Origin of the sequence: Streptomyces sp. NPDC127197, from assembly GCF_042672405.1 — a bacterium.
GTDB classification, from domain to species: domain Bacteria; phylum Actinomycetota; class Actinomycetes; order Streptomycetales; family Streptomycetaceae; genus Streptomyces; species Streptomyces flavusporus.
In genome coordinates this window covers 156,284-181,315 of the sequence record NZ_JBHXVG010000007.1, presented here as the reverse complement: position 1 = coordinate 181,315, position 25,032 = coordinate 156,284, and the positions used below count along the sequence as shown (strand labels likewise).

30 protein-coding genes and 4 pseudogenes are annotated in these 25,032 nt (G+C 70.9%); 17 read left to right on the top strand and 17 right to left on the bottom strand.

What is annotated here, in order from left to right:
- Positions 1 to 121: 121 nt before the first annotated feature.
- Positions 122 to 466 (top strand): MerR family transcriptional regulator, encoded by a 345-nt coding sequence (locus ACFVJQ_RS13900; RefSeq protein ID WP_385513935.1) that lies wholly within the window; start codon positions 122 to 124, stop codon positions 464 to 466.
- A 194-nt stretch (positions 467 to 660) separates the two neighbouring features.
- Here ACFVJQ_RS13900 and ACFVJQ_RS13895 read toward each other — a convergent pair whose 3' ends face one another.
- Together ACFVJQ_RS13895 and ACFVJQ_RS13890 are read right to left on the bottom strand one after the other, a co-directional pair.
- A complete protein-coding gene (locus ACFVJQ_RS13895) occupies positions 661 to 807 on the bottom strand; it encodes a hypothetical protein (protein WP_385513936.1) in 147 nt (48 codons plus the stop codon).
- 60 nt (positions 808 to 867) lie between these two features.
- Positions 868 to 1,704, bottom strand: a complete 837-nt coding sequence (locus tag ACFVJQ_RS13890) for a terminase large subunit domain-containing protein (protein WP_385783600.1) — start codon at positions 1,702 to 1,704, stop codon at positions 868 to 870.
- Here ACFVJQ_RS13890 and ACFVJQ_RS13885 point away from each other — a divergent pair.
- Positions 1,585 to 2,429, top strand: a pseudogene (locus ACFVJQ_RS13885) (SigB/SigF/SigG family RNA polymerase sigma factor). The gene ACFVJQ_RS13890 and the pseudogene ACFVJQ_RS13885 sit on opposite strands and share 120 nt — an antisense overlap.
- 115 nt (positions 2,430 to 2,544) lie before the next feature.
- Positions 2,545 to 2,741, top strand: a pseudogene (locus ACFVJQ_RS13880) (hypothetical protein).
- 80 nt (positions 2,742 to 2,821) lie between these two features.
- Here ACFVJQ_RS13880 and amaP read toward each other — a convergent pair.
- The 5 genes from amaP to ACFVJQ_RS13855 form a co-directional block, all read right to left on the bottom strand.
- The gene (amaP, locus tag ACFVJQ_RS13875) at positions 2,822 to 3,427 is read right to left on the bottom strand and encodes an alkaline shock response membrane anchor protein AmaP (RefSeq protein WP_385783597.1); all 606 of its coding nucleotides are present in this window, start codon (positions 3,425 to 3,427) and stop codon (positions 2,822 to 2,824) included.
- Positions 3,428 to 3,473: 46 nt separating this feature from the next.
- Positions 3,474 to 4,160, bottom strand: a complete 687-nt coding sequence (locus tag ACFVJQ_RS13870) for a DUF6286 domain-containing protein (protein WP_385513939.1) — start codon at positions 4,158 to 4,160, stop codon at positions 3,474 to 3,476.
- A 33-nt stretch (positions 4,161 to 4,193) separates the two neighbouring features.
- On the bottom strand, positions 4,194 to 4,598 hold the full coding sequence (locus ACFVJQ_RS13865) for an Asp23/Gls24 family envelope stress response protein (protein ID WP_385513940.1): 405 nt from the start codon (positions 4,596 to 4,598) through the stop codon (positions 4,194 to 4,196).
- On the bottom strand, positions 4,595 to 4,774 hold the full coding sequence (locus ACFVJQ_RS13860; protein ID WP_385267833.1) for a DUF2273 domain-containing protein: 180 nt from the start codon (positions 4,772 to 4,774) through the stop codon (positions 4,595 to 4,597). The genes ACFVJQ_RS13865 and ACFVJQ_RS13860 overlap by 4 nt, the downstream gene beginning before the upstream one ends.
- Positions 4,775 to 4,846: 72 nt before the next feature.
- Complete coding sequence (locus ACFVJQ_RS13855; RefSeq protein WP_385513941.1) at positions 4,847 to 5,329, bottom strand: Asp23/Gls24 family envelope stress response protein; 483 nt, start codon at positions 5,327 to 5,329, stop codon at positions 4,847 to 4,849.
- 247 nt (positions 5,330 to 5,576) lie between these two features.
- Here ACFVJQ_RS13855 and ACFVJQ_RS13850 point away from each other — a divergent pair, with 247 nt between their 5' ends.
- The 4 genes from ACFVJQ_RS13850 to ACFVJQ_RS13835 all read left to right on the top strand — a co-directional run bounded on the left by ACFVJQ_RS13850 (position 5,577) and on the right by ACFVJQ_RS13835 (position 7,689).
- Positions 5,577 to 6,098 carry an RNA polymerase sigma factor gene (locus tag ACFVJQ_RS13850; protein WP_385513942.1) on the top strand — a complete coding sequence of 174 codons (522 nt, stop codon included), beginning with the start codon at positions 5,577 to 5,579 and terminating at the stop codon, positions 6,096 to 6,098.
- Positions 6,089 to 6,763 carry a hypothetical protein gene (locus tag ACFVJQ_RS13845; protein WP_385513943.1) on the top strand — a complete coding sequence of 225 codons (675 nt, stop codon included), beginning with the start codon at positions 6,089 to 6,091 and terminating at the stop codon, positions 6,761 to 6,763. Before ACFVJQ_RS13850 ends, ACFVJQ_RS13845 begins: the two co-directional genes overlap by 10 nt.
- A complete protein-coding gene (locus ACFVJQ_RS13840) occupies positions 6,760 to 7,122 on the top strand; it encodes an Asp23/Gls24 family envelope stress response protein (RefSeq protein WP_385267825.1) in 363 nt (120 codons plus the stop codon). Before ACFVJQ_RS13845 ends, ACFVJQ_RS13840 begins: the two co-directional genes overlap by 4 nt.
- A 183-nt stretch (positions 7,123 to 7,305) precedes the next feature.
- On the top strand, positions 7,306 to 7,689 hold the full coding sequence (locus ACFVJQ_RS13835; protein ID WP_385783591.1) for a transposase: 384 nt from the start codon (positions 7,306 to 7,308) through the stop codon (positions 7,687 to 7,689).
- Between the two features lie 122 nt (positions 7,690 to 7,811).
- Here the strand turns inward: ACFVJQ_RS13835 and ACFVJQ_RS13830 are convergent.
- A pseudogene (locus ACFVJQ_RS13830) lies at positions 7,812 to 7,898 on the bottom strand (transposase); the annotation flags it as partial.
- A gap of 151 nt (positions 7,899 to 8,049) precedes the next feature.
- On the opposite strand from ACFVJQ_RS13830, the pseudogene ACFVJQ_RS13825 reads away from it, so the two are divergent.
- Positions 8,050 to 9,287, top strand: a pseudogene (locus ACFVJQ_RS13825) (RNA-guided endonuclease InsQ/TnpB family protein); the annotation flags it as partial.
- Positions 9,288 to 9,324: 37 nt separating this feature from the next.
- On the opposite strand, the gene ACFVJQ_RS13820 reads toward ACFVJQ_RS13825, so the two are convergent.
- The gene (locus ACFVJQ_RS13820) at positions 9,325 to 9,870 is read right to left on the bottom strand and encodes a hypothetical protein (protein ID WP_385514029.1); all 546 of its coding nucleotides are present in this window, start codon (positions 9,868 to 9,870) and stop codon (positions 9,325 to 9,327) included.
- 218 nt (positions 9,871 to 10,088) lie between these two features.
- Between ACFVJQ_RS13820 and ACFVJQ_RS13815 the strand changes: the two genes are divergently transcribed.
- Together ACFVJQ_RS13815 and ACFVJQ_RS13810 are read left to right on the top strand one after the other, a co-directional pair.
- Positions 10,089 to 10,310 carry a DUF397 domain-containing protein gene (locus ACFVJQ_RS13815; RefSeq protein WP_129803141.1) on the top strand — a complete coding sequence of 74 codons (222 nt, stop codon included), beginning with the start codon at positions 10,089 to 10,091 and terminating at the stop codon, positions 10,308 to 10,310.
- A 74-nt stretch (positions 10,311 to 10,384) separates the two neighbouring features.
- Positions 10,385 to 11,305 carry a helix-turn-helix domain-containing protein gene (locus ACFVJQ_RS13810; protein WP_385783588.1) on the top strand — a complete coding sequence of 307 codons (921 nt, stop codon included), beginning with the start codon at positions 10,385 to 10,387 and terminating at the stop codon, positions 11,303 to 11,305.
- 23 nt (positions 11,306 to 11,328) lie between these two features.
- On the opposite strand, the gene ACFVJQ_RS13805 is transcribed toward ACFVJQ_RS13810, so the two are convergent.
- Both ACFVJQ_RS13805 and ACFVJQ_RS13800 read right to left on the bottom strand, forming a co-directional pair.
- A complete protein-coding gene (locus ACFVJQ_RS13805; RefSeq protein WP_385513945.1) occupies positions 11,329 to 12,147 on the bottom strand; it encodes an SAM-dependent methyltransferase in 819 nt (272 codons plus the stop codon).
- A gap of 169 nt (positions 12,148 to 12,316) precedes the next feature.
- Positions 12,317 to 13,174 (bottom strand): aldo/keto reductase, encoded by an 858-nt coding sequence (locus ACFVJQ_RS13800; protein WP_385783585.1) that lies wholly within the window; start codon positions 13,172 to 13,174, stop codon positions 12,317 to 12,319.
- Between the two features lie 398 nt (positions 13,175 to 13,572).
- Here ACFVJQ_RS13800 and ACFVJQ_RS13795 point away from each other — a divergent pair, with 398 nt between their 5' ends.
- From ACFVJQ_RS13795 to sthA, 4 genes are all read left to right on the top strand, one after another.
- Entirely contained in the window at positions 13,573 to 14,454 is an 882-nt protein-coding gene (locus tag ACFVJQ_RS13795; RefSeq protein WP_385783582.1) for a Gfo/Idh/MocA family protein, read from the top strand.
- A 61-nt stretch (positions 14,455 to 14,515) separates the two neighbouring features.
- Positions 14,516 to 15,625, top strand: a complete 1,110-nt coding sequence (locus tag ACFVJQ_RS13790; protein ID WP_385783579.1) for a PP2C family protein-serine/threonine phosphatase — start codon at positions 14,516 to 14,518, stop codon at positions 15,623 to 15,625.
- Between the two features lie 113 nt (positions 15,626 to 15,738).
- On the top strand, positions 15,739 to 15,945 hold the full coding sequence (locus tag ACFVJQ_RS13785; protein ID WP_385513949.1) for a hypothetical protein: 207 nt from the start codon (positions 15,739 to 15,741) through the stop codon (positions 15,943 to 15,945).
- Between the two features lie 137 nt (positions 15,946 to 16,082).
- Positions 16,083 to 17,486, top strand: a complete 1,404-nt coding sequence (gene sthA / locus ACFVJQ_RS13780) for a Si-specific NAD(P)(+) transhydrogenase (RefSeq protein WP_385513950.1) — start codon at positions 16,083 to 16,085, stop codon at positions 17,484 to 17,486.
- 11 nt (positions 17,487 to 17,497) lie between these two features.
- On the opposite strand, the gene ACFVJQ_RS13775 is transcribed toward sthA, so the two are convergent.
- Positions 17,498 to 17,977: a DUF5709 domain-containing protein gene (locus ACFVJQ_RS13775; RefSeq protein ID WP_385783576.1), complete on the bottom strand. Its 480-nt coding sequence runs from the start codon at positions 17,975 to 17,977 to the stop codon at positions 17,498 to 17,500.
- Between the two features lie 104 nt (positions 17,978 to 18,081).
- Here ACFVJQ_RS13775 and ACFVJQ_RS13770 point away from each other — a divergent pair, with 104 nt between their 5' ends.
- Together ACFVJQ_RS13770 and ACFVJQ_RS13765 are read left to right on the top strand one after the other, a co-directional pair.
- Positions 18,082 to 18,810: a Type 1 glutamine amidotransferase-like domain-containing protein gene (locus ACFVJQ_RS13770; RefSeq protein ID WP_385783573.1), complete on the top strand. Its 729-nt coding sequence runs from the start codon at positions 18,082 to 18,084 to the stop codon at positions 18,808 to 18,810.
- 43 nt (positions 18,811 to 18,853) lie between these two features.
- Entirely contained in the window at positions 18,854 to 19,069 is a 216-nt protein-coding gene (locus tag ACFVJQ_RS13765; RefSeq protein ID WP_374328958.1) for a hypothetical protein, read from the top strand.
- An 11-nt stretch (positions 19,070 to 19,080) separates the two neighbouring features.
- Here the strand turns inward: ACFVJQ_RS13765 and prcB are convergent, their stop codons facing one another.
- From prcB to ACFVJQ_RS13745, 4 genes are all read right to left on the bottom strand, one after another.
- Positions 19,081 to 19,935, bottom strand: a complete 855-nt coding sequence (gene prcB / locus ACFVJQ_RS13760) for a proteasome subunit beta (RefSeq protein WP_385513953.1) — start codon at positions 19,933 to 19,935, stop codon at positions 19,081 to 19,083.
- Positions 19,936 to 20,009: 74 nt separating this feature from the next.
- The gene (locus ACFVJQ_RS13755) at positions 20,010 to 20,951 is read right to left on the bottom strand and encodes a YbhN family protein (protein ID WP_385513954.1); all 942 of its coding nucleotides are present in this window, start codon (positions 20,949 to 20,951) and stop codon (positions 20,010 to 20,012) included.
- A 201-nt stretch (positions 20,952 to 21,152) separates the two neighbouring features.
- Positions 21,153 to 21,902 carry an HAD family hydrolase gene (locus ACFVJQ_RS13750; RefSeq protein WP_385513955.1) on the bottom strand — a complete coding sequence of 250 codons (750 nt, stop codon included), beginning with the start codon at positions 21,900 to 21,902 and terminating at the stop codon, positions 21,153 to 21,155.
- A gap of 28 nt (positions 21,903 to 21,930) precedes the next feature.
- Positions 21,931 to 22,326 (bottom strand): YybH family protein, encoded by a 396-nt coding sequence (locus ACFVJQ_RS13745; protein WP_385513956.1) that lies wholly within the window; start codon positions 22,324 to 22,326, stop codon positions 21,931 to 21,933.
- An 89-nt stretch (positions 22,327 to 22,415) separates the two neighbouring features.
- Here ACFVJQ_RS13745 and ACFVJQ_RS13740 point away from each other — a divergent pair, with 89 nt between their 5' ends.
- Positions 22,416 to 23,051 carry a nucleoside/nucleotide kinase family protein gene (locus ACFVJQ_RS13740; protein WP_385513957.1) on the top strand — a complete coding sequence of 212 codons (636 nt, stop codon included), beginning with the start codon at positions 22,416 to 22,418 and terminating at the stop codon, positions 23,049 to 23,051.
- Here the strand turns inward: ACFVJQ_RS13740 and ACFVJQ_RS13735 are convergent.
- Positions 23,048 to 24,904 carry a hypothetical protein gene (locus ACFVJQ_RS13735; protein WP_385783568.1) on the bottom strand — a complete coding sequence of 619 codons (1,857 nt, stop codon included), beginning with the start codon at positions 24,902 to 24,904 and terminating at the stop codon, positions 23,048 to 23,050. The genes ACFVJQ_RS13740 and ACFVJQ_RS13735 overlap by 4 nt on opposite strands.
- Between the last annotated feature and the right edge of the window lie 128 nt (positions 24,905 to 25,032).

Genomic DNA, 25,032 nt, shown 5'->3' with positions numbered 1-25,032 from the left:
GGCTGCACCTGCGCAACACACCCGCCGGCCCTTTTTGCGGGTTTTTGGTTTTTAAAGCGGGGGCGCCGGGGCCCTTCCCGCCCCCGGGGCCCCCCGACGCGTCCCCCGAAAGAAGAGGTCTATGCCCCCTCGCAGTACCCGTCCCGCCGACAACCTCGACGACGACGACTACCCCGCCTACACCATGGGCCGGGCCGCCGAGATGCTCGGCACCACCCCCGCCTTCCTCCGCACCCTCGGCGAACACCACCTGATCACCCCCCTGCGCTCCGAAGGCGGCCACCGCCGCTACTCCCGGTACCAGCTACGCATCGCCGCCCGCGCCCGCGAACTCGTCGACCAGGGCACCGCCATCGAGGCCGCCTGCCGCATCATCATCCTCGAAGACCAACTCGAGGAAGCCCAACGCATCAACGAGCAACTGCGCGCCCAAAGCGGCGAGTCACAGCCGAAGACCTCAGCCTGACCAGGATGCCCGGCCTGAGGTGAACACCGACCGCCAGCGGACCAGGCTGCCGTAAGCCCGCGCGAACGTCCTCGCTGGGCCGTTGATACGACGGCGCAGTGTCGCCACCACGACGTGCACACACGCCACGCTTGCCCCAACACGCAACGACAGCGACCGAAAACCGCCCGTCCCAGACCCGATGCCGCCCTCCGTCAGCGCCGACCGCTCAGCCGCTGGTCATCGCCGCCGCGCGGCGGCGGCATGGTCGGGTCGAGGAATAGGTCCCAAAGCGCCCACACGGCCGAGTCCAGCAGGTCTGGCGAGTCCTCCGTCTCGCCCTGGCCGACGAACGTGGTCATCTGCTCCTCCAGCTCCGCGAACCGCCGAGCTGGACCGACATGCGACACCCTGGCCTGCTCCTACAGCTGCGCCGCCGGGGCCGCCCGCGCACGCTTCCCGCGCGTGGCGTGAACGATCCGCCAGTTCACCGTTGGGTCCACCTGCTCCAGGAGCGCGGGCAGGTAGTCGCCGCCGTTGTTCGCCTCGATGGTCACGCAGTCCGCGCGGTGCTCGTGGTACAGCGTGGCGGCGCGCTTCATCGCCTGTGTCGGCGTGTACCGGTCCTGCTCGCAGTGCAGCAGATACCCGCGAGGCCGGTCATCCCCGAACATCGTCTCCACCGGGAACCCGCGCCCCGCCACCGTGAACGCCGTCATGTTCGCGTTCTCGTGGCTCTTGGTCGCCGGGTCCACGGACACCACCACGCCCTGGAGGTCCGGCAGATGGTCGGGCCGGGGCCGGAAGCCCTCGACCTCCAGCATCCAGCCCTTCCACAGCGCGCCCTCCACGTCCTCGAGTAGCTCACCGGACAGCTCCTGCCGCCCCAGCCGGGTGCCGGCGTACTCCTCCTCCAGCTCCTCGCGGGCCGCCGCCGACAGGTTCGCGTCGTTCTCCCGCATGTGCCCGCGAGTCAGTACCACCCGAGGTGACGCCCCGCCCTCCCTGTGGGCCTGCTCCTGCAACCGGCCGCGCTCGACGAGCCGCTTGACGTGCGGGAGCGGCTTCGGCGTCGTGGAGATGACGACCTGCGGAGTGTCCGCCTCGCGCAGGCAGAACCACAACATGTCGTAGACCTCTTGCGCGGTGTGCCGCGACCAGGCCGCGTACTCGTCGCACCACGCCTTGCCGAACGCCCAGCCACGCAGGTTGTCCGGCGTCTCCGCCCCGAACCCCCGGATCAGCGTGCCGTTCTTCAACCGCAGCGTCGTCTCCCCGAGCGACGAGTTGTACTTCGCCACTCCCATGTCCGCAACACACTGGTCGAACTCAATCTGACCCTGGTGTACTTCGCGGCCCGTCGCTTCAACTCGCGGGCCGAGTCGGTCGAGGATGCCATCCAGGCCGGCAGCATCGGTCTGATCAAGGCGATCAACCGGTTCGATCCCTCGCGCGGCGTCGAGTTCCCGACCTTCGCAATGCCGACCATCGTGGGAGAGATCAAGCGGTTCTTCCGTGACACCACCTGGGCCGTGCGAGTCCCGCGCCGACTGCGTGAGCTGCGCTTACTCTGCGGGCCGCGACTGTGGCCCTGGAACAGGACCTCGGCCGTCCGCCAACCGTCGCCGAACTGGCCGCACACCTGGACCTGGATGCCGAAGAGCTGCTGGAGGGGCTGGAGGCCGCCAACAGCTACAACACCGCCTCGCTGAACGTTCCCCTCGACGGAACCGAGCCCGATGACGAACTGGCCGACCGCCTCGGCTTCGAGGAGCACGACCTCGAACTGGTCGAAGAGCTGACCGCCCTGCAACCAGTGATCGCAAGGCTGCCGGAGCGTGACTGTCAGATTCTCGCCATGCGGTTCGGCCGTGAGATGACCCAGCACCAGATCGGTACCGAATTCGGAATCACCCAGACGCACGTCTCCCGCCTGCTCGGCCGGATCCTGGCCAGGCTCCGCTCTCACCTGACCGCTCAGTGACGGGCGGGGGTCACCACAGGCGAGAAGCCTGCCAGCTCTCGGAACGGACGGTCGCGCGTCGCAGATCCCAGGCACAGCTCACATCACCGCCGCGATCCTCGGTCTGTGGATCCTGATGTTTCTACTCGATGCCAATCGGTCGAACGACTTGGTGAGCTTTGTGGAGGACGCCGCTCGCTGGCCGGCTGGTCTCATGACCTCTTCACCATGGACACCGAATGGCTCCGGGTACTGCTCAACTACGGCCTACCCGCCCTCGTGTACCTCGCCGTTGGCCACGCCGTCGCCAATCGCCTCCGCCGAGCCACCTAGTAGTTCCCCGGCAGCGTTCAGTCCCCTGGAGATCGGTTGACGACAAAAGGGGACCTGGCCCGATTCGCCAGTCAGGGCTGCTACTCGGCGCGCTGGGGTTTGTGTGTGGCAATGCGCAATCGCGCCTGGGCGGGAAGCTGGGTCCAGCCGGTGGACTGGCGAGCGCGTTCCAGAGGGCCGTGGCACAGGGCCCACAGGACAGGCCCGGGCTCGCTGTCGGGGGTGAGCGTGAGGGTGATGCGTGCCTGGGGGCGGCGGACGCGGCCGACCATCCGTACCTTCGCGCGCTGGACTCCGGGCAGTCGGCGAGCCTCGGTGGCGATGGCGTCGCTGAGGGCGTGGTCGTGCAGTTCCACACCGTCCGCAGGGGCTGTTCCCCCGATGGGCATGCGGCCTGGGCGGGTTCGGCGCAGTTGTGCCGACAGCCACCACAGGGCGAGCAGGACGATGACGACCAGGGTGGCGATCACCACCGGCCACCACCAGGCCTCGTCGGTCCAACGAGTACGGTCTTCGGCGCTGAGCAGAACGGCGTGCGGGGTGGCCAGGGGCCAGCCGTCGGGTGGCGACAGGTGCCAGCGCCGGTAGAGGTCGAAGCCGCCGACGAGGACCAGCAGGCCTCCGCCGAGCAGGACGAGGCCGGCCAGAGCCAGCAGGACCCGGTTGACCGTGGACTGCCTCATCATGGTTCTCCTGCCTCCTTCCGACCCGTTTCCAGCGTCCTCTGGCGGGTCAGCTGCGGCGTTGCCGTACGCGGACGGTGATCCGGGGCGGGTGAACCAGCGGGAGCCGGTCGCGTTGCTCGTGCAGAGCGGCGGTGAGATCGGTCTCGACGTCGCCGGGGTCGCGGAAGCGTATGTCCGCGCGGGCCTTGATGCGGTGTCGGCGTACCCGGATCCTGGCTCGGCTGACTCCGGGGACGCGCATGGCGGCGTCTCGCAGCAGGAGGGCGGCTGCGTCGCGGTCCAGCACGGCGCGCACCGGGTTCGGGCCGGCAGGCGTGTTGAGTGGCAGTTGGTGGCGAAGTCCCGGGGTGAGCGCCAGGATGATCAGCCACAGGCCGAGGGCTGCGGTCAGAGCCGCGCCGGTGAGCATCCAGACGTCGTCCAGGGGCCGGGTGGCCAGTTCGTGGGCCAGGCGGGTGCGCCAGGCGGCGGCCCTGTGGCCGGTGCGCACTCTGGCGACGTCGAACAGCAAGATCCCGGCGCCGGCCACGATGACGAGGGCCGTCAGCGCCGTGGGTATCCGGCGCGTAGACCACAGACGGCGCGATGCACGTGTGCCGTCGGCCACGCTGCTTGACTGGGGCCGCGCGGCGTCTGGCCCTTGATGGGCCAGCAATCCCGCCGTCACGGATGTGACCTCATCGGTTCTGACGAGCGGCTCCGGCTCGGCGGAGGACTCCCTGTCCTGTGTCATGTCGGGCCCTCCTTTCCGGCGGGGCCGACCCGTTCATCGCACTCGTCTGTGCTCCAGGCCGCCGGAGGGAACCAGGTGCTGGATGGTCAGGGTGACCTCGGTGACGCGCATGCCGGTCAGCCGGGCCACCCGCTGGCCGACGTAGTGCTGCACCTGGCGCGAGGCACCCGCGATGTCGGTCGGGTAGGGCAGATCCAGGAACAGGCTCAGCCGGGCCGTTCCGCCGCTGACCGCGACCGTGGAACGGGGCGGAGTGAGCCCCAGGTGGGCGAGGCTCGTACCCGTCTGACCGGCCAGCGCCTCGCGTGCGGCGCGGGCCGTGATACGGGCGACCACCTTGTCGGGGATCACGGTCGCGCCGCGCTCGGCAGCCGGAACACGGGGCGGGGTTGCGTCCGTCGGCCCGCTGGGCTGGGGCGATGCAGGGCGTGTGGTCATCGCCGTTGCCGGGTTCGAACAAAGTCGGACATCTCCAGGTCACCGTCCAGGATGCGGCCGATGACGAAACCGACCGCTCCCAGGGCGGCCACAAGCAGGAAGGCCCAGAAGCCGCCAAAGTAGGCGGCGAAGCCCAGGGCCAGACCTGCCAGCAACCCGACCGTCGCTCTGGTCATCTCACTCACCCGAATCCCCTGTCGATCCGCGTTCCCCGCCCGCCGCGAGTCCTGGGCGGCAGGCTGCCGCGTTCACTTCACGCGGGCCTCGGCTTCCTCCCGCTCTTCCTCGTCGGGCAGGTGGACGTCGTCGACGGCGATGTTCACCTCCACGACTTCCAGGCCTGTCATACGTTCGACGGCCGTGATGACGTTGGTGCGGACGTCGCCGGCGACGTCCACGATGGACACGCCGTACTCGACGACCACGTCGAGGTCCACGGCCGCCTGGCGTTCGCCCACCTCGACGCTCACGCCGCGGGTCACACTGGGGTGTCCGCCGGGGACCCGGTCGCGGACGGCTCCGAAGGTGCGGGCCATCCCGGCGCCGAGGCTGTGAATGCCCGGTACCTCGCGAGCGGCCATTCCTGCGATCTTCTCCACCACGCTGTCGGCGATGGTTGTGCGCCCCCGCGTCTCGGGCGCGGTGCCGACGCCGCTGCGGTCCCGCAGTGCCTTGCCTGCGGTGCTGGGCTGACTCTCACTTGTCACGGGGCGGCTGAGGGTCTCGGACATGAGGACCTCCCGAAGGCGTCCATACGCGCACCGGGGTGGTGCCCGTCGAAGGATTAGACACATCGGAAACCGCGTTCCTCACACCTTTCATACGATGTGCGCCACATAGATAGAATGTATGGGTGTGCGCGGATGTCAGGGCAACGGCCCCTGGCAAGAGACCCGCAGTGGAAGGCAAGCAGACCGGCCCCCCGCCTCCGCTGGCTGCGGGCCGCCCGCTCCTGTCCCGTCAGCGGTCCCTGACCGGGTGCTCGCGGTACGGGCTTCCGAAGGGGATGATGACGCGTTCGCCGTCTTGGTCCGTCGTCACAGCAGTCCACTGCTCGCACTCGCCTGTCACCTTCTCGGCAACCGGGCCGATGCAGAGGACGTCGTCCAGGACGCCTTTCTCAGCGCCTGGCGGCGGCTGCCGGAGTTCCGCCACGGGGCTTCGTTCGGCACCTGGATGTACCGCATCGTTACCAATCGCTGTCTCAACATCCTGCGCCGCCCCCGTGCCGTCCCCTTGGAAAAGATTCCCGAGCCCGTCGCTCGCGACGCCTCCGCCACACCGCAGGCCGCTGCCGAGGCGGACGCGGTCACAGCCGCCCTGTCCCAAGCACTTCGCGCACTCAACCCCGATCAGCGGGTCTGCTGGGTCCTACGGGAACTGCACGGCCTGCACTACGAGGAGATCGCACATGTGACCGGGACCAGTGAACAGACGGTGCGCGGCAGGCTGTTTCGCGCACGACGCGCGTTGCAGGAGGCGATGGGCCCATGGCGCTAGACGATCCGCACCCCGTCCGAGGCGAACCGCCGGCCGAGGCCCGGCTGGTCGGCACTCCGCCGCTGCCCGAAGCGCAGCTGCTGGCGGGCGACGAGCAGCTGCCCTGTGGGCGCTCACTCAGCCGCGCCTGGGAGCAGGCACGCGACAGCGAGGCCATGGCAGACCCGCATACGACCCGCTGCCCACACTGCCAACAGGCCGTCGAAGGGCTGGCCGCCCTGGACCGGGCCACCCGCGCCCTCCGCGCCAAAGATCGCCCCGACGGTCACAGCCTCGCCGACCGGGTCATGAAAGCCGTACGGGCAGAGGCCCGTCTCGGCGCGATGCTGCCGCTGGACGACCCCGCCGAGGACCTGCGGATCGCTGAGCGTGCCGCCGCGAGAGTACTGCGCCGCGCCGCCGACAGCGTCCCCGGTGCCCGAGCCGCCAGCTGCCGCCTCGTCCCCATGGGAGACGGCACCGCCATCCACGTCACCATGACCCTGGCCACCACACTCGACCAGCCACTGCCCGACCGGGCCGCCCAGGTACGCCGCGCAGTCCTGCATGCCGCAGACCACGAGCTGGGCCTGGCGGTCACCGGCGTCGATCTGATGATCGACACTGTGTTGGACCCTGCCGACACACTCCGTGGCGAGACGTCCGAACGGAGCGAACAGCGATGACCTCCGCCACCACAGACCGGGACGTCCGCCAGATCGCCGCTCGGGCGGCCCTCGACGTTTCCGGCGTGGCCGGACTACAGCCGACCCTCGCCGACCACCTGGCCGCCGCGGCTCCCCGCGCGTGGCGTGCCATGGTCGGAGCCGCGACCCTCCCAGCCGAGGCCGGCGTCCGTATCGAACGCACAGCCGAAGACGGCTGGCATGTGGAAGTACGCTGCGCCACACAGGAAAGCCGCCGAGTTCTGGACGTCGCCCAGCAGGTACGCGAAGACGTCCGCGCCGCCGTATCTGCCTTCCTGGCCCAGCACGGCTCACGCGCACCAGTCACCGTCCTCGTCACGGTCATCCACACCGGGTGACCGGGTGCGCCACTTGGTCTGGACAAGTAGTAGGGGTGGGGCTGGGCCTGTCCCAGCGTGCCTTCCGCGTCGACTGGGAGCGAAAGAAGGTGAACTGCCCAGGGGCGCGGTCAGTATCAGCTGGTCCGGTCAGGTCAGGTCAGGTCAGGTCAGGTCAAGCCCAGCGGAACCCCGGTCACCAAGGTGCAGTTCTCCGCCGCGGACTGCCGTCCATGCCCTCTGCGTGAACACTGCACCAGGGCATCAGCGACCGGCCGCTACGGCCGCAGCCTGACCCTCCTGCCTCGGAAGCAGCAAGAGATCTTGGAACACCAACGAGTCGAGCAGGAGACCGACGCCTGGAAGAAGCGGTATGACGTGCGCGCTGGGGTGGAGGGCACCATCTCCCAGGCCGTGCGCCGCACCCGCCTACGCCGCACCCCCTACCGAGGGCACGCCAAGACCCACCTCGCGAACGTCCTGTCCGCCACCGTACTCAACATCATCCGCACCGACGCCTGGCTGAACAGCACACCACTCGGCCCGACCCCCGCATCGCACCTCACCCGGCTTGCCCTCGCGGCATGACCCGGCCACGCGAGCCGAAATCCGCATTCCTCAACAGAGTCGTTTACGAGGGAGGTGAAGCGCATTCCAAAGCTGCTCTGACCTGCGCGTAAGTGTGGATCTGCACTGTGGGGCCGGGCCGACTACATGGCACGCTGTTGATTCTCGATGTACTCGCGTACGACGGTCAGCGGTGCCTCGCCGCAGGACGCAGCGAAGTACGAGCCGGACCAGAAGTGTCCGTCTCACAGGTAACAGGATTTCAGCGAGGTGACATAAACCGAAGGATAGAGTGATCGCATCAGCAGTGAACTCCGGTGGGTGAAGTGGCAGTTCGGGCATCGCGCCCGGCTGGCGCCGACGCCTGCGCAGGTCCGGCTCATGGACGACCAGGCCCACGCCGCCCGTGCGACGTGGAACCTGCTGCACGATCTGTGGACCATGACGCCGCGGTGCCAGCGGTCGCTGTCCCGTATGGACGCGGCGATACGGCAGGCCCGCAAGGACATCGACTGGCTGGCGGTGCTGCCAGCGCAGGCCGCCCAGGCGGTCCTCAAGACCTACCTTCAGGCGTGGAAGAACTGCTGGGACGGCCGAGCGGACAAGCCGAACTTCAAGGCCCGTGTCCGCACGGTGATGTCCGTGGACATCCCGCAGGGACGGGACCTGAACATCACCCGCGTGCACCGCCGCTGGGGCATGGTCAACATTCCTAAGATCGGCCGGGTCCGATTCCGCTGGACCAAAGATCTCCCCGTCGGCAAGCGCGCCAACAAGGAGAACCGGATCACCGGGGCACGGCTGGTCAAGGACGCCCTCGGCTGGCACATCGCCTTCCGCGTGCAGACCCTCCAAGCCAAGCCGGGGCCGCACGCGGGGCCCGAGGTCGGCATCGACGCCGGGGTGAACCTGCCCCTGGCCCTGTCGGACGGAAACCACCAGGACCACGGCCGTCCCGCCCGCACTGAAAACGGCACCGCCGACTGCGACAAGTGGCTGACCGCCGAGGAGAAGGCCAAGCTTCTTTGCCTGGAACGGCGGGCCGCGCACCGCAAGAGCTTCCGCAAACCGAAGGAACGCACCTCCAGCCGGCTGCGGAACACCTACGACCAGATCAGGACGCTCCGCGCCAGAGCCACACGACGGGCCACTGACTGGCAGCACCAGACCACCACGGCCCTCGCCCGCACCTACGGCACGCTCGTGGTGGAACAACTCCACATCCCGAACATGGTCAAGTCCGCAAAGGGCACCATCGAGGAACCGGGGAAGCACGTCGCCCAGAAGGCCGGCCTCAACCGTGCCATCAGCCAGGAGGCATGGGGCCGCACCGTGGCCATGCTGACGTACAAGGCTGCCCGCAACGGCGGCACTGTGCACAAGGTCCCCGCCCCGAACACCTCCCGACGCTGCTCCGCATGTGGCTTCATCACACCGGGGAGCCGCGAGGACCAGGCCACGTTCGTATGCAAGAGTCCAGACTGCGGCTGGTCGGGCAACGCCGACCACAACGCGGCCGGAACCTCTTGCACCTGTACCGGATGGGCCACGCGCTCATCCCGGCTGCCGGGAGGGCAGTCGTCAGGCGCACTCGAGGCGTCAAGCCCGCCACCGCAAGGCAGGCAGGAATCTCCCGGATTCATCCGGAAGAGCACTTCAATCGCCGAGGGACCGGGCGAGTTCGGTGGACGCGCGGGCGATCTCGGCGTCCGGCTCGGCCTGGAGCTGCCGCACGACGCCCCGCCGGGCACGGACGGCCTGACGGGCGGCGCGCTCCCAGACCACGTGGTTCTCACGGTGGTTGAGCAGCTTGGGATACGCCGTCGCGGTGTTCTCCCACTGCCGGGCGTCGGCGATGTTCTTCAGCAGTTCGATGATCCGGGCGCGGCAGGCCACGTGGGGAAGCTGGGCAAGTTCCCACAGGAAGGGGACCGTCGCGGCCGTCGCCTGCTCCACCACGAAGCCGTACTGGCAGACACGGTCGCGCAGTTCGTCGAGTGCCGCCGCGGCGGTGTCGGCGCCGCCCCAGGCGATCTTGTTGAGGAGCAGCGGGATGCCGGCCGCACAGCCGGTGGAGTCCCGGATCTCCTGCCACGGCACCTCGCCCAGCGCTCTCAGGGGCGTGGCGCGGGAAGCTCCCGTCGGCCGCGTTTCGCGGTCTGTGCGCTCGGTGCTCTGCTGTCCCGTCGAAGCGGTGCGCATGGCGTCGGGCCTTTCCGCGGCAGTCATGTCGGTACGGGTGGCAGGTCGACGACCTGGCCTCTTCCCTGATGCGGCGTCATGATCGGGCGCCCACACGAGGGTTGACGCCGTAGCTATTATCCACACCGACCCCACCTCCGTGCAATTGCACGAGAAATTGCGCGAGAATCCGGGTAGGGAGTCAGCAACGTGAACTGAGGGAGGTCGCGGTGCCAGTGATGCCGAACGGAGTGCGGGCGAGTTCGTTGGACGCCCGGTGGATCAAGAGCCGGCACAGCAACGCCGAGGGCAACTGCGTCGAGGTCGCCGCCCTGGGAGACGGGGGCGTCGCGATGCGCAACTCCCGTGATCCCGACGGGCCCGCGCTCGTGTACACCGCAGCCGAGGTGGCTGCGTTCCTGGCCGGCGCCAAGGAGGGCGAGTTCGACCATCTGATGTGAGCCGTCCCGCCTGCTGCAGACCGGCCAAGTGCGGTAGCGTGGTAGTCACTTCTGCCGGTCTGCAGGGAGCCAGGATGTCCGCCGAGCCACAGCGTGTGTCCCGCCTCCGACCCTATCTCGACCGGGCGGAGCCCGCTCCGACTCTGCTGAAGATGCTGGTCGGCGTCCAGCTGGCGGGCCTGCGCGAGGATGCCGGGCTGGCCCAGGAACAGGCGGCGCGCGCCCTGGGATTCAGCCCCGCCAAGCTGTCGCGCATCGAGTCGGGCAAGGGCCGCAGGCCTCCGACCGAGGGCGATGTCCGCGCACTGTTGAAGCTGTACGGCGCGGAGGAGTACGAGGCGTCGGTACTGCTGCAGCTGCTCCGGCGGGCCGGGGAGCCCGGCTGGTGGCAGCGTTACGACAAGCGGCTGATGCCCGAGTGGTTCGACCGGCTGGTCGGGCTGCAGGAGGCGGCTGCCGCGATCCGTACGTTCGAGATCCAGTACGTTCCGGGCCTGCTGCAGACCCCGGACTACACCCAGGCGGTCGTGGAGCGCGGGCTGCCGGTGGCACCGTCGCACGAGGTGCGGCGCCGGGTCGAACTGCGCACCCGGCGGGCCCAGTTGCTGCACCGGGCGGACGCTCCGCAACTGTGGGCGATCATCGACGAGTCCGTGCTGCTGCGCGTGCTCGGCAGCCGTGCGGTGATGCGCGAGCAGCTCGAGCATCTGGTCGAGATGGCCCAGCGTCCCCATGTCAGCGTGCAGATCGTGCCGTTGGACGTGACCAATGCGTCGGCCCCGGCGATCCCGATCACCTATCTCCGCTTCGACGGCCTCGATCTGCCCGACGTCGTCTACCTGGAGCACATCCGGAGCGCGAACTTCCTCGAGGACCGGGACGAGACGGAGGAGTACCGCGTCGCCCTCGACCGGCTGGCCGACGAGGCACTCACGCCACGTGCCTCCCTGGAACTGCTCCGGGAGACGATGGAGAATCGCTACCCCGCCGGCTGAGCCGCCGGATGCCCCGGACGAACCTACGGGAGGCGGCCGACGCCGCCGAACTCGATCCATTCGTGGGTGAGCTGACGGGGCACCACCTCGGAGTCGGGGCGCCAGGTGGACACCTCCACCAGGCCCGGTTCGAGGATCTCCAGGCCCTCGAACAACTCCGCGACATCCTTCTCCTGCCGCACCCGGCCCCAGTGTCCCTGCGTCGCCTTGTCCATGAAGTCGGTGACGAACGCACGCACCTCGGGATCCTCGCTGACCAGCTGGCACATCACCAGGTAGCTGCCCGGTGCGAGCCGCTCGGCGACCCGGCGGACCACCGCCTTCGGGCCGTCGGTCTCGCTGTCGGGAATGCAGTGGAAGACCGAGTTGAACAGCACGGCGACCGGCTGCGAGAAGTCGATCAGGCGCTGGGTGTCGGGGTGCGAGAAGATCGCGTCGGTGTCCCGCATGTCGGCGTGGATGACGCAGGTGCGTTCGTCCTGCTCCAGGAGGGCCCGGCCGTGCACCAGCACCATGGGGTCGTTGTCGACGTAGACGACGTGGGCGGTGGGGTCGTGGCGCTGTGCGACCTGGTGCACGTTGTCCTGGGTGGGCAGGCCGGAGCCGTGGTCGAGGAACTGCCGGATGCCGTACTCCGCGGCGAGCGTGCGGACGACGCGCTGGAGGAAACGGCGGTTGTTCACCGCGAGCCGGCGCGTGCTGGGCACGACCTTGTCGAGTTCCTCGCAGGCGGCGCGGTCCGCGGCGTAGTTGTCCTTGCCGCCGAGGTAGTGGTCGTACATGCGCGCGGCCGTCGGCACGTTGGCGTCGATCTCCGTGGACAGCGGCTTGTCGGTGTGCATCGATCCCCCTGCTTCGTGCCGAGCGCCAACTCGACTGGCCTGACAGGGAATACATCCTAGGGAGTGCGTGACTCCCCGTGCCAGTCCATGCGCGAATCGTCGGGGGAAGAAGGGCCGGTGTTCACGGTGCGGGCCCGGCATGGGCTGCCCGGCCCGCACCGGAGGGAGCTCAGGCGGCGTCCAGCTCCGCGAGTTCCTCGGCTGTGAGGACGAGGTCCGAGGCGGCGGCGGAGTCGCGGATCGTCTCCGGGCGGCTGGCGCCGGGGATCGGGACGACCACCGGGGACTTGGCGAGCATCCAGGCCAGGCACACGCGCTGCGGGCCCACGCCGTGTGCGGCCGCGATCGTGGCGAACGGGGCGTGGGCGGAGCCCAGTTCACCGGCCCGGGAGATACCGCCGAGCGGGCTCCAGGGCAGGAACGCGATGCCGAGTTCGTCGCACAGACGCAGCTCCGGCTCGCTGGAACGGAAGGCGGGCGAGAACTGGTTCTGCACGGAGACCAGTCGGCCGCCCAGGATGTCGCCCGCCAGCCTGATCTGGTCCGGGTTCGCGTTGGAGATGCCCGCCATGCGGACCTTGCCCTCGTCCAGCAGGTCGCGGATCGCGCCGACGGACTCCTCGTAGGGCACGCGGGGGTCGGGACGGTGGAACTGGTAGAGGCCGATCGCCTCGACGCCGAGCCGGCGCAGCGACTCCTCGCAGGCCGCCTTGAGGTGGGCGGGGCTGCCGTCCAGCGTCCAACTGCCGTCGCCGGGGCGCAGATGGCCGCCCTTGGTGGCGACCAGGACGTCCTTGCCCCGGTCGTGGGTGGCGAGGGCCTTGGCGATCAGGGTCTCGTTGTGACCCACCTCGTCGGCGTCCCGGTGGTAGGCGTCGGCGGTGTCGATCAGCGTCACGCCGGCGTCCAGGGCGGCGTGGACGGTGGCGAGGGAACGTGCCTCGTCCGGCCGGCCCTCGATTGACATGGGCATGGCGCCCAGGCCGATCGCACTGACTTCGACGTCACCGATGCGGCGAGTGTGCATGGGTTCGTGACCTCTTTCGCCTGTCGCGCAGAACCGATGGAGTCCGTACGGCCGGGGCGGTCGTACGGGAGATGTCCCAGCCTGGCTGGGCTTGCGGCCGGCGGTCCAATAGAGGAAAGCGAACGGATTCAGTGGCCGGAGTGCTGAATGGGGGGAGCCGTGGCGGCCCGGGTCGGCCTGCGCGCACCCGTTGGCGGGTCCGCCCGTCGAGCTGGGCCGTGAACAGCAGCCGCCCCCTCGTGCCGCAGCCGCGGTGATCCGCGGCCCGGGCGCCTCTTCGAGCGCGTTCGATGGCAGGCCTGGTGTCCGTGTCCGCCGTTCGTGTGACACGCTCGCACCCGGCCGGCCTCGTGGCGCCGGCCGTCGCAAGGTTCGGCAGCGTTGGAGAGGCGACCCGTATGCGTATCGGACTGCTCGGCACCGGCCCGTGGGCGCAGATGGTGCATGCCCCCGCCCTGGCCGCGCACGACGGACTGGACTTCGTCGGCGTGTGGGGGCGCCGCCCGGCAGCGGCGAAGGAACTGGCCGACCGTCATTCCACCCGTGCCTACGACGACGTCGACGCCCTGCTCGCGGAGGTGGACGCCGTCGCCGTGGCGCTGCCGCCGGCGGTGCAGGCGGAGCTCGCGGCGCGTGCCGCCCGGGCGGGATGCCATCTGCTGCTGGACAAGCCCGTCGCCGCGACGGTCGACGACGGCCGTGCCGTGGTCGAGGCGGCACGCGGGGCCGGTGTCGCCTCGGTCGTGTTCTTCACCACGCGCTTCCAGTCCGCCCCCGAGGCCTGGATCACCGAACAGGCCGGACGGGACGGCTGGTTCATGGCGCGGGCGCAGTGGCTGGGCGCGGTGTTCTCCGGGGACAGCCCGTTCGCGGCCTCGCCGTGGCGGCGGGAGAAGGGTGCCCTGTGGGACGTCGGCCCGCATGCCCTGTCCGTGCTGCTGCCGGTCCTCGGAGACGTGACCGGCGTGGCGGCCGCGGCACGCGGTCCCGAGGACACCGTTCACGCGGTCCTCGAGCACGCCACCGGCGCATCCAGCACCCTGACCCTCAGCCTCACCGCTCCGCCCGCGGCGGCGGGGGCCACCGTAGAACTGCGCGGCACGGCGGGGGTGACGGCCCTTCCGGCGGGCTCCGAGGGGGCGCTTCCCGCGTTCGCCCGCGCGGCCGACGCCCTCCTCGCCGCCGCCGACTCCGGCCGACCGCACCCTTGCAACGCGGCGTTCGGGCTGCGGGTCACCGAGATCCTCGCCTCGGTCGAGGACACGCTCGGCACCGAGTGACGGTGGGGGCGCCGGCACAGCTCGGCGTGCGGCGCGCGACCCGGCGTAGCAGCGTGGTGGTGTGGAGAAGGCGTCCGTCCTGTCACCTCTCCGGCACCGGGACCGGCAGAGCTGGCTCAGGGGCGCGCCACCGCCACGCTGGGTGCGGGTGCTGCCGGTCGCGCTGATCGTGGGCGTGGGCGTGGCCACGGGTCTCAGCGACGATGCCCTCGACATCGGCTTCCTGCTGGGCGCCATCCCGCCGCTGGCCGTCCTGTCGTACGGACCGCTGGGGACCGCCGTCCTCGGCGCGCTGACGATCACGCTGCTGCACATTCCGGCCCTCCAGCTGAACCGGCCCGGCGACACCGACCTGTGGACGATCGTCTTCGTCTCCGCGATGAGCGTGTTCGTGGCCTTCGTCCGCAGGCACCGCGACGTCCAGCTCGACATCGAACGCACCACCGCCGAGGCCGCACAGCGGGCGCTGATGCCGCCGCTGCCCGAGGGGGTCGGCCCGGTGCGCTGCTGGGGCCTGTACCGGGCGGCGCAGCGCGGGACGCTGGTCGGCGGTGACTTCTACGACGTGCGCGACGGCCCGTACGGGGTGCGCGCCGTGCTGGGCGACGTCCAGGGGCATGGTCTGGCGGCCGTGGGCACGGTCGCCTCCCTGCTGGGCGCCTTCCGGGAGGCGGTGCTCGATCAGCCGGATCTGGAGGCGGTCGCCGGCCGCCTCGACCGACGGCTGCGGGTGGACTCGGCGAGCGCCCGGCACGCCGAGCTGTTCGCGACCGCCCTGCTGCTCGAGTTCACCCGCGACGCGCGTTCGGTGCGGATCGTGACGTGCGGCCATCCGCCCCCGGTGCTGCTGCGGGCGGGAACGGCCACGGACATCGGGGTCGAGCCGTCGATGCCGCTCGGTCTCGGCCTTGCCGACGGCATCCCGCAAGGTGCGCTCTCCGTCTTCCTGGAGCCCGGCGACACGCTGGTCCTGGCCTCCGACGGGGTCCTCGAGGCCCGTGACCGGACCGGCGCCTTCTACCCGCTGACCGAGCGGCTGACCGTCCTGGCCGAGCACGACCCCGCCGCCCTGACGGACCGGGTGTGGGCGGACCTGCTGCGGCACAGCCGGGTCATACGCGACGACGTCACGATGCTCGTGCTCGCTCCTCGGCCGCCGCCGACCCTCTGACCTCGGCATCACCCGCTCCGGATGCAGTGTGCGCTCCGACGTTGAATGGTGTTAGTGGACCCGATGACCGCACCGGGTTCGCAGCACAACCCCGGACCGGAGGAGCAGAGATCATGTCGACGCCACAGCCCGACGCGTCCAAGCCGGTCACGGACCGCGTCACCCCGGATGCCCTGCTCCACACCCGCACCGGCACGGACGTGTCGCCGGAGGACGTGGTGCTTGCCTCGGGCAAGGACATCACGCCGAAGAACCTGGAATGGGCCCGGCGCAAGCTGGACCGGGAGGGACCGGCGGCCCTCGACAAGCTGCTGCCCTAGGGTCTTCCGGGGGGACATCGGGCGCGTTCCGGTGAGGTGTGCCCGCCGACTCCCGTGTGCCTTCGGGCAGTTGACCGTAGCGCCGGTTGACCGTTCACCCTATCGAAGACGGTGTCCGGGCTGTCAGACTCCGGAGGGTGCCCGACTACGACATGCTCGTCCTCGGATCCGGCCCGAGTGGCCAGAAGGCCGCCATCGCCGCGGCCAAGCTGGGCCGCCGGGTCGCCGTCGTCGACCGCCCCGACATGGTCGGCGGGGTCTCCATCCACACCGGCACCATTCCCTCCAAGACGCTGCGCGAGGCGGTGCTCTATCTGACCGGCCTCACCCAGCGCGACCTCTACGGACAGAGCTACCGCCTGAAGGAGGACATCACCGTCGCGGATCTGACCGCACGCACCCAGCACGTGGTCGGCCGCGAGGTCGACGTCGTCCGCAGCCAGCTGTCCCGCAACCACGTCGCCCTGTTCTCCGGCACCGGCCGCTTCGTCGACCCGCACACCGTGGCGCTGCGCGAGGTCACCGGCCATGAGCGGCTGATCGGCGCCGAGCACATCGTGATCGCCACCGGCACCCGGCCCGCCCGGCCCGGCAGCGTCGAGTTCGACGGGCGGACGATCATGGACTCGGACAATGTCCTCGCCCTGGAACGGGTCCCGCGCTCCATGGTCATCGTCGGCGCGGGCGTGATCGGCATGGAGTACGCCTCGATGTTCGCGGCGCTCGGCAGCAAGGTGACGGTGGTCGAGAAGCGGGCCGGGATGCTCGACATGTGCGACGTGGAGGTCGTGGAGTCGCTGAAGTACCACCTGCGGGACCTTGCGGTGACGTTCCGCTTCGGGGAGACCGTCGCCGCCGTCGAGCGTCACCCCCGGGGCGCCCTCACCGTGCTGGAGAGCGGCAAGAAGATCCCGGCCGACGCGGTGATGTACTCCGCGGGCCGGCAGGGTCTGACCGACGACCTCGACCTCGGCAAGGCCGGCCTGTCGGCGGACGCGCGCGGCCGGATCACGGTCGACGAGCACTACCGCACCCAGGTGCCGCACATCTACGCCGTGGGTGATGTCATCGGTTATCCGGCCCTGGCCGCCACGTCGATGGAGCAGGGGCGGGCGGCGGCGTACCACGCCTGCGGGGAGCCCGTGGGCCGGATGCACAACCTCCAGCCGATCGGCATCTACACCATCCCGGAGATCAGCTTCGTGGGGCGGACGGAGGATCAGCTCACCGAGGACCGGGTGCCGTTCGAGGTCGGGATCTCCCGCTACCGGGAGCTGGCCCGGGGGCAGATCGTCGGGGACTCGCACGGGATGCTGAAGCTGCTGGTCTCCCCCGAGAACCGCACGCTGCTGGGTGTGCACTGCTTCGGCTCCGGGGCGACCGAGCTGATCCATATCGGTCAGTCCGTGATGGGGTGCGGCGGCACGGTCGACTATCTGGTCAATGCGGTATTCAACTATCCGACGCTCGCGGAGTCCTACAAGGTGGCCGCCCTGGACGCCACCAACAAGCTCCGGCAGATCGACCGGATCGCGGACTGAGGAAGCACCGGTCAGGTGGTGTCGTCGTCGACGACGTGCACGGCGGCCTCCTCGGCGCCCGCGGCGCCGGCGTCGACGCCCCTGTCGTCGGCGACCGCTTCCTTCGTGGTGTCGGGGCGCAGGCCCTTGTCCGGGGCCACCAGGCGGCCGGCGCGTTCGGTGCCGGACTCCGGGTCGACCGGTTCGCCGTCGCCGCCCGGGAGGTCGCCGATGTCGTCCCCGACGGGTTCGTCCACGTCGGGCCGTTCCTGGGCGAGCCGTTGGTCGAGGCTCTCGCCGGTGTGCTGTTCCGCGGCCGTGGTGCCGTGCCGGGTGACGCCGAGCGGCTTCTCCGGCGGCGAGTAGCCCTCGTCCAGGGTGTCGTCGTAGGTCCGCTCGTCGACGGCGTCCTGCAGGTCGAGGGGTGCGGCGTCCTCCTGCTCCTCGTTGGTTCCGGTGGGCTGGTACACATCGTCCGCCATCGGTTCGGGCTCAGTCCCTTCCGTCCCCATGGCTGCCTCCCTGTCACACTGCGATCGGTCCATCCCCCTCCGCGTTTCCCGCCCCGCTGCCCTGACACGTTCCGTTCCCCCACACCCGCCCAGGAGGCATCCCCGTGACACCGTCCGCACCCCCGCGACGTCTGGCTCTGCTCGGCGGCGGTTTCTCCACCGACGAGGACGGGCTGCTGGACGACTGGGTGCTCGGCCATGCACGCACCTCGCGGCCCAAGGTGTGCTTCGTGCCCACCGCGAGCGGAGACGCGCCCGCCTACATCGAGCGGTTCCTCACCGCCTTCCGGTCACGCGCGTGCGAGCCCTCCGTCCTCCCGCTGTTCCGACGGGAACTCGACGCCGACGCGCTGCGCACGTTCCTGCTCGCGCAGGACGTCGTGTACGTCGGCGGCGGCAACACTGCGAACCTGCTGGCGGTCTGGCGCACGCACGGCGTGGACCGGCTGCTGGGCGAGGCGTACGACCGCGGGACCCTGCTGTGCGGAATCAGCGCCGGCGCCAACTGCTGGGCCGAGGCCTCTCACACCGACTCCTTCGGCCCGCTGGACGTCCTGCGCGACGGCCTGGGGCTGCTGCCCGGCTCGGTCTGCCCGCACTACGACGGTGAACCGGGCCGCCGCCCCTCGTACCGGGAGGCGGTGGCGTCCGGCGCGCTGCCCGCGGGGTGGGCGGTGGACGACGGTGTGGGGGCGCTCTTCACGGAAGGCCTGCTCACGGAGACGGTCACGCGTGCCCGGGCCGCTCGTCTCCATCGGGTGGAACCGGACGGACGGGGCGGGGCCGTGGAACGTGCCCTCGACGGTCACCTGCTGGAAGTCGCCACGAAGTGACCCCCGCATCCCGCCTGGCCGGCCCTACAGTGCGGGCATGGACATGAAGTGCTCGCAGTGCACAGCGGTCGGCCTGGAAGCCGGTTTCATCGAGGACGCCGGCGACCACTCCAACGGGTACGCCCGGTGGATACCCGGCCCCCTGCAACGCGGGATCTTCGGCGGCGCCAAGCGCTTCGGCCGGCCCCGCTACCAGATCGACGCCTACCGCTGCCCCGCGTGCGGGCACTTGGAACTCTTCGCTCCCCACGAGGTGTGACCCGTGGCCCGTCACGGCGCCGCGGTCGGCCCGTCCGGTCGGCTGTGGCGCTGTTCGACCATCTCGCGGCTGAGTTCCTCCGTCTCCGCGGCGGGCATGCGCTCGAACCCGTCCTCGGTGATGACGGACACGATGGGGAAGATACGGCGGCTGATGTCCGGGCCGCCGGTCGCGGAGTCGTCGTCGGCCGCGTCGTAGAGCGCCTGGAGCGCGGCCAGGGCGGCCTCGCGCCGGGACATGCCCGGGTGGAACAGTTTCTTCAACGCGCCTCGCGCGTACGGCGAACCGGAGCCCTCGGCGTGGAAGTCCCGCTTCTCGTACGCGCCGCCGGCGACGTCGAAGCTGAAGATGCGGCCCCGTTCGCCCTCGGCGGCCCTGACGTCGTAACCGGCCATGAGGGGAACGACGGCGAGACCCTGCATGGCCTGGCCGAGGTTCTGCCGGATCATCCCGGCGAGCCGGCTCGCCTTCGCGCTGAGGGTCATCGGGATGCCCTCGATCTTCTCGAAGTGGGTCAGCTCGACCTGATAGAGCTTCACCATGTCCAGCGCGAGCCCGACGGTGCCCGCGAAGGCCACCGCGGTGTAGTCGTCCGCGGGGTGCACCTTCTCCAGGTCGCGCTGGGCAATGAGGTTGCCCATGGTGGCCCTGCGGTCCCCGGCGACCATCACCCCGTCGCGGTAGGCGAGCGCCAGGACGGTGGTGCCGTGCGGGAACTGCTCCGGAGCCGCCCGGACGCCGTCGGGGAAGGGCGGGCGAGTGGGCAGCAGCGCCGGGCGGTGCGCCGTGAGGAACTCGGTGAAGGAGGAGCTGCCGGGAGTGAGGAACTCCTCCCCCAGACGTCCGCCGCTCTCGTGTCCTGCCATGCCACTTCCCCCTCGTCCATGGGTCGACAACCGGACTCCTACCTGAAGCGGGCGGACGGGAAACGCCGTCGCGGTCACAGCGCCTTGCGCCGGACGAGTACCGCCAGCACCAGCAGGCCCGGGATCAGCGGCAGCCACACGGTCAGCAGCCGGTAGCCGAGGACCGCGGACGCCGCCGCCGCGCCCGGCGCTCCGGCGGCCGTGAGGGCAAGGGCGAGGACCGCGTCGAGGGAGCCCAGGCCGCCCGGGGTGGGCAGCAGGGCGGCGGCGCTGCTGGCGGCCAGGTACACGAGGGCCACCCGGGCGGGATGCAGGGACAGGTCGACGGCCTGGGCGACGGCGATCAGAGCGACGGTGTGCAGCGCGGCGAAGGCCAGCGAGCCGCCCCACAGGGCGGCCGCCCGCTGCGGCAGGGCGTGCACGGCCCGGACGTCCGCCGACACCGTCGCCAGGAGCGTTCGGCACCGGGGCCAGAGCCGGCCGGCCGGGAGCGCCGCGAGGGAGACGGCGGCGAGTACCCCTGCCACGAACACGCCGGGAACGTGCGGCAGCCGCAGCAACCCCGGGCAGGCCAGGGCGAGTGCGGCGATCAGGGCGACGCGCACCAGCCCGCCCGCCGCGGCCTTGACCGCGAGCGCGGTCAGCGATCGGGCTGCCGGAAGGCCGCAGCGCATCAGGAAGCGCAGGTTCACCACGCCCGCGCCGAGGCCCGCGGGCAGCACGTGGTTGGCCGCCGAGGCGGCGAACTGGGCGGCGACCAGCCGCCCCGCGGGCAGCGGCTGGGGCACCGCGCCCTGCTGCGCGAGCGCCGAGCACAGCCAGGTCGCGGCCACCGCTGTCGCGCCCACCAGCAGCCAGCCGGGGTCGGCGACGGCGAGCCGGCCGACGCCGGTCTCCAGCACGGGCCAGTGCCGCCGGGCGAGGAGGCCGACGGCCACCAGGACGGCGAGGGTGAGGAGGGCCTGCCATAAGGCCCGTCGGCGGGTGAGGGGGACGGCGTACTGCTCGGGCGTCATGCGGCCGGGCCCCCGCGACGCAGCGCGCCGGCCCGGGTGACGCGCACGCTGTCGGTCATCGTCCTGGCCCCTCCCCACGGCTCACAGGGTTGCTGACGCCCTCCTGCGGTCCGCGGACGCGGGGGCGAAAATCAGGGAAAACATGCAAAAACTAACCCACGCGGACGGGATGCGCAGCGCTGCATACGGCCACACGCCGGCTCAGCGGGCGTTCGGTGTGCTCCCCAGTTCGGCGAGATCCTTCACCACGGTGTCCGCGCCGTGCGCGTAGAGCGCGTCGGCCTGTCCGGCGCGGTCGACGCCGACGACGTACCCGAATCCGCCCGCACGGCCCGCGTCCATGCCGGCCAGCGCGTCCTCGAAGACGGCCGCCCGCCCGGCCTCGACGCCGAGGTCGTGGGCGGCGGCCAGGAAGGTGTCCGGCCGCGGCTTGCCCGGCAGCTTGCGCTCGGCGGCGACCACGCCGTCGATCCGTACGTCGAACAGGCCCTCGGCGTCGATCGCGCGCAGCACGGCACGGCAGTTGGCGCTGGAGGAGACGATCGCGGTGCGCAGGCCCTGGGCGCGGGCCGCCTCGATGTAGCGCAGGGTGCTGTCGTAGGCCTCGACGCCGCCGGTGCGGATCTTCTCCAGGAGGAGGTCGTTCTTGCGGTTGCCGACGCCGTGCACCGTCGGGGCGTCCGGCGGGTCGTCCGGGTGGCCCTCGGGCAGGTGGATGCCGCGGGAGGCGAGGAAGGTGCGGACGCCGTCCGCGCGGGGACGTCCGTCCACGTACTCGTCGTAGTCGGCGACGGCGTCGAACGGCCGGAAACGCTCGCCCTCGCGGTCGCGCAGGAAGGCGTCGAACGTGTCCTTCCAGGCGGCCGCGTGCACGACGGCCGTCCTGGTGACGACCCCGTCGAGGTCGAACAGGCAGGCCAGGATTTCTTCGGGAAGACCGAGCTCCGTCATACCGGAAGGGGTTCCCCGCGGGGGGGGATCAGTCGTGCGGGAACGAGTGGTGCTCGTGCGCGACCTGCCAGCGGCCGTCCTCCTTGCGCAGGCCGAGCGTCAGCCGCAGGCGCAGGGTGGGCCGTTCGGCGAGTTCCTGGGGTGTGCCGCAGCGCAGCAGGGCATGCGCGTAGGCGACGTCGGTGCCCGCGGTGACGTCCAGGGAGTCGATCTCGAAGGAGGCGCCCTGGGCCTGCCACTCGAAGAACGGCGGCCAGCTGGCGCGGTACGCGGCGAGTCCGTGGATGCCCTCGTGGGGCGGGGGCACGTCGAACATGACGATGTCCTCCGTGTGGTCCGCAAGGACCGCGTCGAGGTCGCCGCGGTGGACGGCGTCGGCCCACCTGGTGACGAGGGTGCGGATCTGCTGTTCGTCGTCCGTCATGACCCTTCAACTCCTTTCTCCTCACTCTGGTCCGACTCCCCGCGGTCCCGGAATTCATCGCCGCACACCCGGATGACACACTCTGCTGTGTGCCGGTGACCTTCGATGACCTCCTGGCCCGTGCCCGGGCCCTCGCGGCGCCCGGCCGGCGGGCCGTCCTCGGCATCGCCGGCAGCCCCGGCGCGGGCAAGACGACCCTCGCCGAGCGCCTGGTGCGGGACCTGAACGGCACCGGCCGGCCCTGGGTCGCCCACGTCCCCATGGACGGCTTCCACCTGGCCGACGCCGAACTGGACCGGCTCGGCCGCCGGGACCGCAAGGGCGCACCCGACACCTTCGACGCCGCCGGATACGCCGCCCTGCTGCGGCGCCTGCATGACGAGGCCGACGACGGCATCGTGTACGCGCCCGGTTTCGAACGCGTCCTGGAACAGCCGATCGCGGGGGCGATCCCGGTGCCGCCGACCGCCCGGCTGATCGTGACCGAGGGCAACTACCTGCTGCTGGACACGGGGGCGTGGGCGCGCGTGCGACCCCAGCTGGACGAGGTGTGGTTCTGCGAACTGGCCGAACCCGAGCGGATCCGCCGTCTGATCGCCCGGCACGAGGAGTTCGGCAAGGGCCCCGGACAGGCGCGGGCGTGGGTACTGGGCCCGGACCAGCGCAATGCCGACCTGGTGGCAACGACACGGGACCGGGCGGACCTGGTCGTGCCCACCGGCTAGCTGCCCGACCGGAAACCGGCCTCCAGCGTCAGCTCCGGTTCCCCATGGGCGTCGCCCGCCGCGTCGCCGATCAGGGCGGTGAAGGCCTCGGTGCGGACGGTCAGACCGTGTGGCCCCGCCTCGAAGGACGGCGTGAACGGGGCGCCCGGAGTGCCGCCGTGGCGGACGGCGAAGACATGCAGGTCCTCCGGGGCGCCCGGGGCCGGGCCCGCCTCCAGAGCGGTGGAGGCGAGAAGGTGGCGCCAGCCCTCGTCCGGGTTGCCGAAGCCGCGCGGGTCGGCGGCCAGCGCGAAGGCCGCCTGCTCCTGGGTGACCTCCGCGCGGGCGTCGAAGTGCTGTGCGTCCTGCGTCGGAGGGTGGATCAGCCGCAGGGTCCCGGCGGACGCCACGTCGGCGGCCTGCGCGGTCCTGCGCACGCGCTCGCCGTCGTCCGCGGCGTAGGGCAGGCCGGCGAGCAGATACGGCGTCCCGTCCAGCCGCTCGACGGCGACCGTCGTCCACAGGCGCGTTCCGTCGGTGACGTACAGGGACCGCACATGGCGCAGGACGTGGTCGCGGTCGACGACCGGCTTGGTGACCAGCTTGCCGGTCAGTTCGCCGGTGCTCACGTCACGGACGCGGACCGCGCCGAACGGGCGGCACAGCAGGAAGCCGTCGGTGACCGGCCCGAAGCCGTGCTGCCAGTGGACGACGGCAGGCAGGTGGTAGGTGCCGCCGGCCTCGATCAGCGACGGGGTCATCCGGTCGTCGAACGCCACCGAGACGCTGCCCGCGCGCAGTTGGTGGCGGGCCGGGGCGGTCGAGGGCGTACGGTGCCAGCCCGGCGTGTCCTGGATCTGCCAGACGAGCATGAAGGCGAAGTGGCCGTCGAGGCCGCCGTCGGGCCTTCTCGCGTGCCGGGCCCAGCGGCTGTCGCCCCGGTAGCGCCCCAGGTCGGCGCCGATCCGGCGGCCGAAGTGGCGCAGGCCCAGGACCGCTTCGAAGCCGCAGTGCTGTTCGCTGTAGCGCGGCCCGCCCACGTCGAAGCCGCCGGTGGTCAGGCGGGCGTCGAGATAGCGGGCGAGCGCGTCGCCGTCCTCGGCGAAGACCTTCTCGCCGCTGATCCGGTGGGCCTGGGCGAGGAACGACAGGGAGATGGGACCGTAGTTGTTGTCGTACGCCCCGCCGTGCTCGGGCGGCAGCAGCACACCCCGGTCATGGATGCGGCGGGCGCGGATCTCCTCGGCGTACAGACGCATCGCGCGTGCGCGGACCGACTCCCCCTGTGCGGGCGGGAGATGGCGGGCCAGCATCAGGCCGGCGACCACGCAGCCGATCGCCTGGTTGGCCGCCTCCTGCGGGTTGAAGAAGGTGGCCTCGGTCAGCCAGCCCCAGTACCCGACCGCCAACTCAAGCAGGTGAAGGCGTGGTTCGTCGTCGAGGAGTCCGCCGGCCGTGTCGAGCACGTCGACCGCCTGGAGCAGCGCCCAGACCGTGCTCGGCCAGTCGCCGTGCGGGTGGGCGCCCGGCTCGAGGACGTAACGGGCGTACGGCAGACCCGAGTCGCGGATCCTGAGGTTCGGATAGCCGGGGTTGTCCTCCCGGAACACCCGTTCGCGCAGGTGGAAGGTGAGGCTGCGACGCACGGCCGGCGGCAGCCGAGGGTCTCTGCCGTGCTGCCGGGCGAGCGCAAGCAGGGACGTGACACCCAGGGAGGTGTCGCCGACGTCGAGAACGGCCGCCGGGTGTTCGAGGCTGCCGTCCCGCGTGATCCGCGCCAGCGCCTGCTCGGCGACGTCCGCGAGAACTGCGTCGCAGGCCTCCGGTGTGTCCGGCAGATCGTGCAACGGGCGCCGCTGATAAGGGAGATGCACGTCAGTTCGCCCCTTTCCGCGGGGGAGACCAGCGTCTCGCGGAACGCGGACAAGCGGACCGTGTCCGGCGTGCATTCCCCCCGACCGGATCGAGCTGAACTCCGGCACGCTGCGCGCCGTACCCCACT

Bases quoted from the DNA above. Each gene is read 5' to 3' on its own strand.
- ACFVJQ_RS13745 (WP_385513956.1), bottom strand. From the start codon at position 22,326: ATGACGGACGACGAACAGCAGATCCGCACCCTCGTCACCAGGTGGGCC.
- ACFVJQ_RS13795 (WP_385783582.1), top strand. From the start codon at position 13,573: ATGCGTATCGGACTGCTCGGCACCGGCCCGTGGGCGCAGATGGTGCAT.
- ACFVJQ_RS13900 (WP_385513935.1), top strand. From the start codon at position 122: ATGCCCCCTCGCAGTACCCGTCCCGCCGACAACCTCGACGACGACGAC.
- ACFVJQ_RS13860 (WP_385267833.1), bottom strand. From the start codon at position 4,774: ATGACCAGAGCGACGGTCGGGTTGCTGGCAGGTCTGGCCCTGGGCTTC.
- prcB (WP_385513953.1), bottom strand. From the start codon at position 19,935: ATGGCAGGACACGAGAGCGGCGGACGTCTGGGGGAGGAGTTCCTCACT.
- amaP (WP_385783597.1), bottom strand. From the start codon at position 3,427: ATGATGAGGCAGTCCACGGTCAACCGGGTCCTGCTGGCTCTGGCCGGC.
- ACFVJQ_RS13845 (WP_385513943.1), top strand. From the start codon at position 6,089: ATGGCGCTAGACGATCCGCACCCCGTCCGAGGCGAACCGCCGGCCGAG.
- ACFVJQ_RS13805 (WP_385513945.1), bottom strand. From the start codon at position 12,147: ATGCACACCGACAAGCCGCTGTCCACGGAGATCGACGCCAACGTGCCG.
- ACFVJQ_RS13820 (WP_385514029.1), bottom strand. From the start codon at position 9,870: ATGCGCACCGCTTCGACGGGACAGCAGAGCACCGAGCGCACAGACCGC.
- ACFVJQ_RS13895 (WP_385513936.1), bottom strand. From the start codon at position 807: ATGACCACGTTCGTCGGCCAGGGCGAGACGGAGGACTCGCCAGACCTG.
- ACFVJQ_RS13765 (WP_374328958.1), top strand. From the start codon at position 18,854: ATGAAGTGCTCGCAGTGCACAGCGGTCGGCCTGGAAGCCGGTTTCATC.
- ACFVJQ_RS13775 (WP_385783576.1), bottom strand. From the start codon at position 17,977: ATGGGGACGGAAGGGACTGAGCCCGAACCGATGGCGGACGATGTGTAC.
- ACFVJQ_RS13840 (WP_385267825.1), top strand. From the start codon at position 6,760: ATGACCTCCGCCACCACAGACCGGGACGTCCGCCAGATCGCCGCTCGG.
- ACFVJQ_RS13785 (WP_385513949.1), top strand. From the start codon at position 15,739: ATGTCGACGCCACAGCCCGACGCGTCCAAGCCGGTCACGGACCGCGTC.
- ACFVJQ_RS13755 (WP_385513954.1), bottom strand. From the start codon at position 20,951: ATGACGCCCGAGCAGTACGCCGTCCCCCTCACCCGCCGACGGGCCTTA.
- ACFVJQ_RS13865 (WP_385513940.1), bottom strand. From the start codon at position 4,598: ATGACCACACGCCCTGCATCGCCCCAGCCCAGCGGGCCGACGGACGCA.
- ACFVJQ_RS13800 (WP_385783585.1), bottom strand. From the start codon at position 13,174: ATGCACACTCGCCGCATCGGTGACGTCGAAGTCAGTGCGATCGGCCTG.
- ACFVJQ_RS13815 (WP_129803141.1), top strand. From the start codon at position 10,089: ATGCCGAACGGAGTGCGGGCGAGTTCGTTGGACGCCCGGTGGATCAAG.
- ACFVJQ_RS13810 (WP_385783588.1), top strand. From the start codon at position 10,385: ATGTCCGCCGAGCCACAGCGTGTGTCCCGCCTCCGACCCTATCTCGAC.
- ACFVJQ_RS13855 (WP_385513941.1), bottom strand. From the start codon at position 5,329: ATGTCCGAGACCCTCAGCCGCCCCGTGACAAGTGAGAGTCAGCCCAGC.
- ACFVJQ_RS13870 (WP_385513939.1), bottom strand. From the start codon at position 4,160: ATGACACAGGACAGGGAGTCCTCCGCCGAGCCGGAGCCGCTCGTCAGA.
- ACFVJQ_RS13750 (WP_385513955.1), bottom strand. From the start codon at position 21,902: ATGACGGAGCTCGGTCTTCCCGAAGAAATCCTGGCCTGCCTGTTCGAC.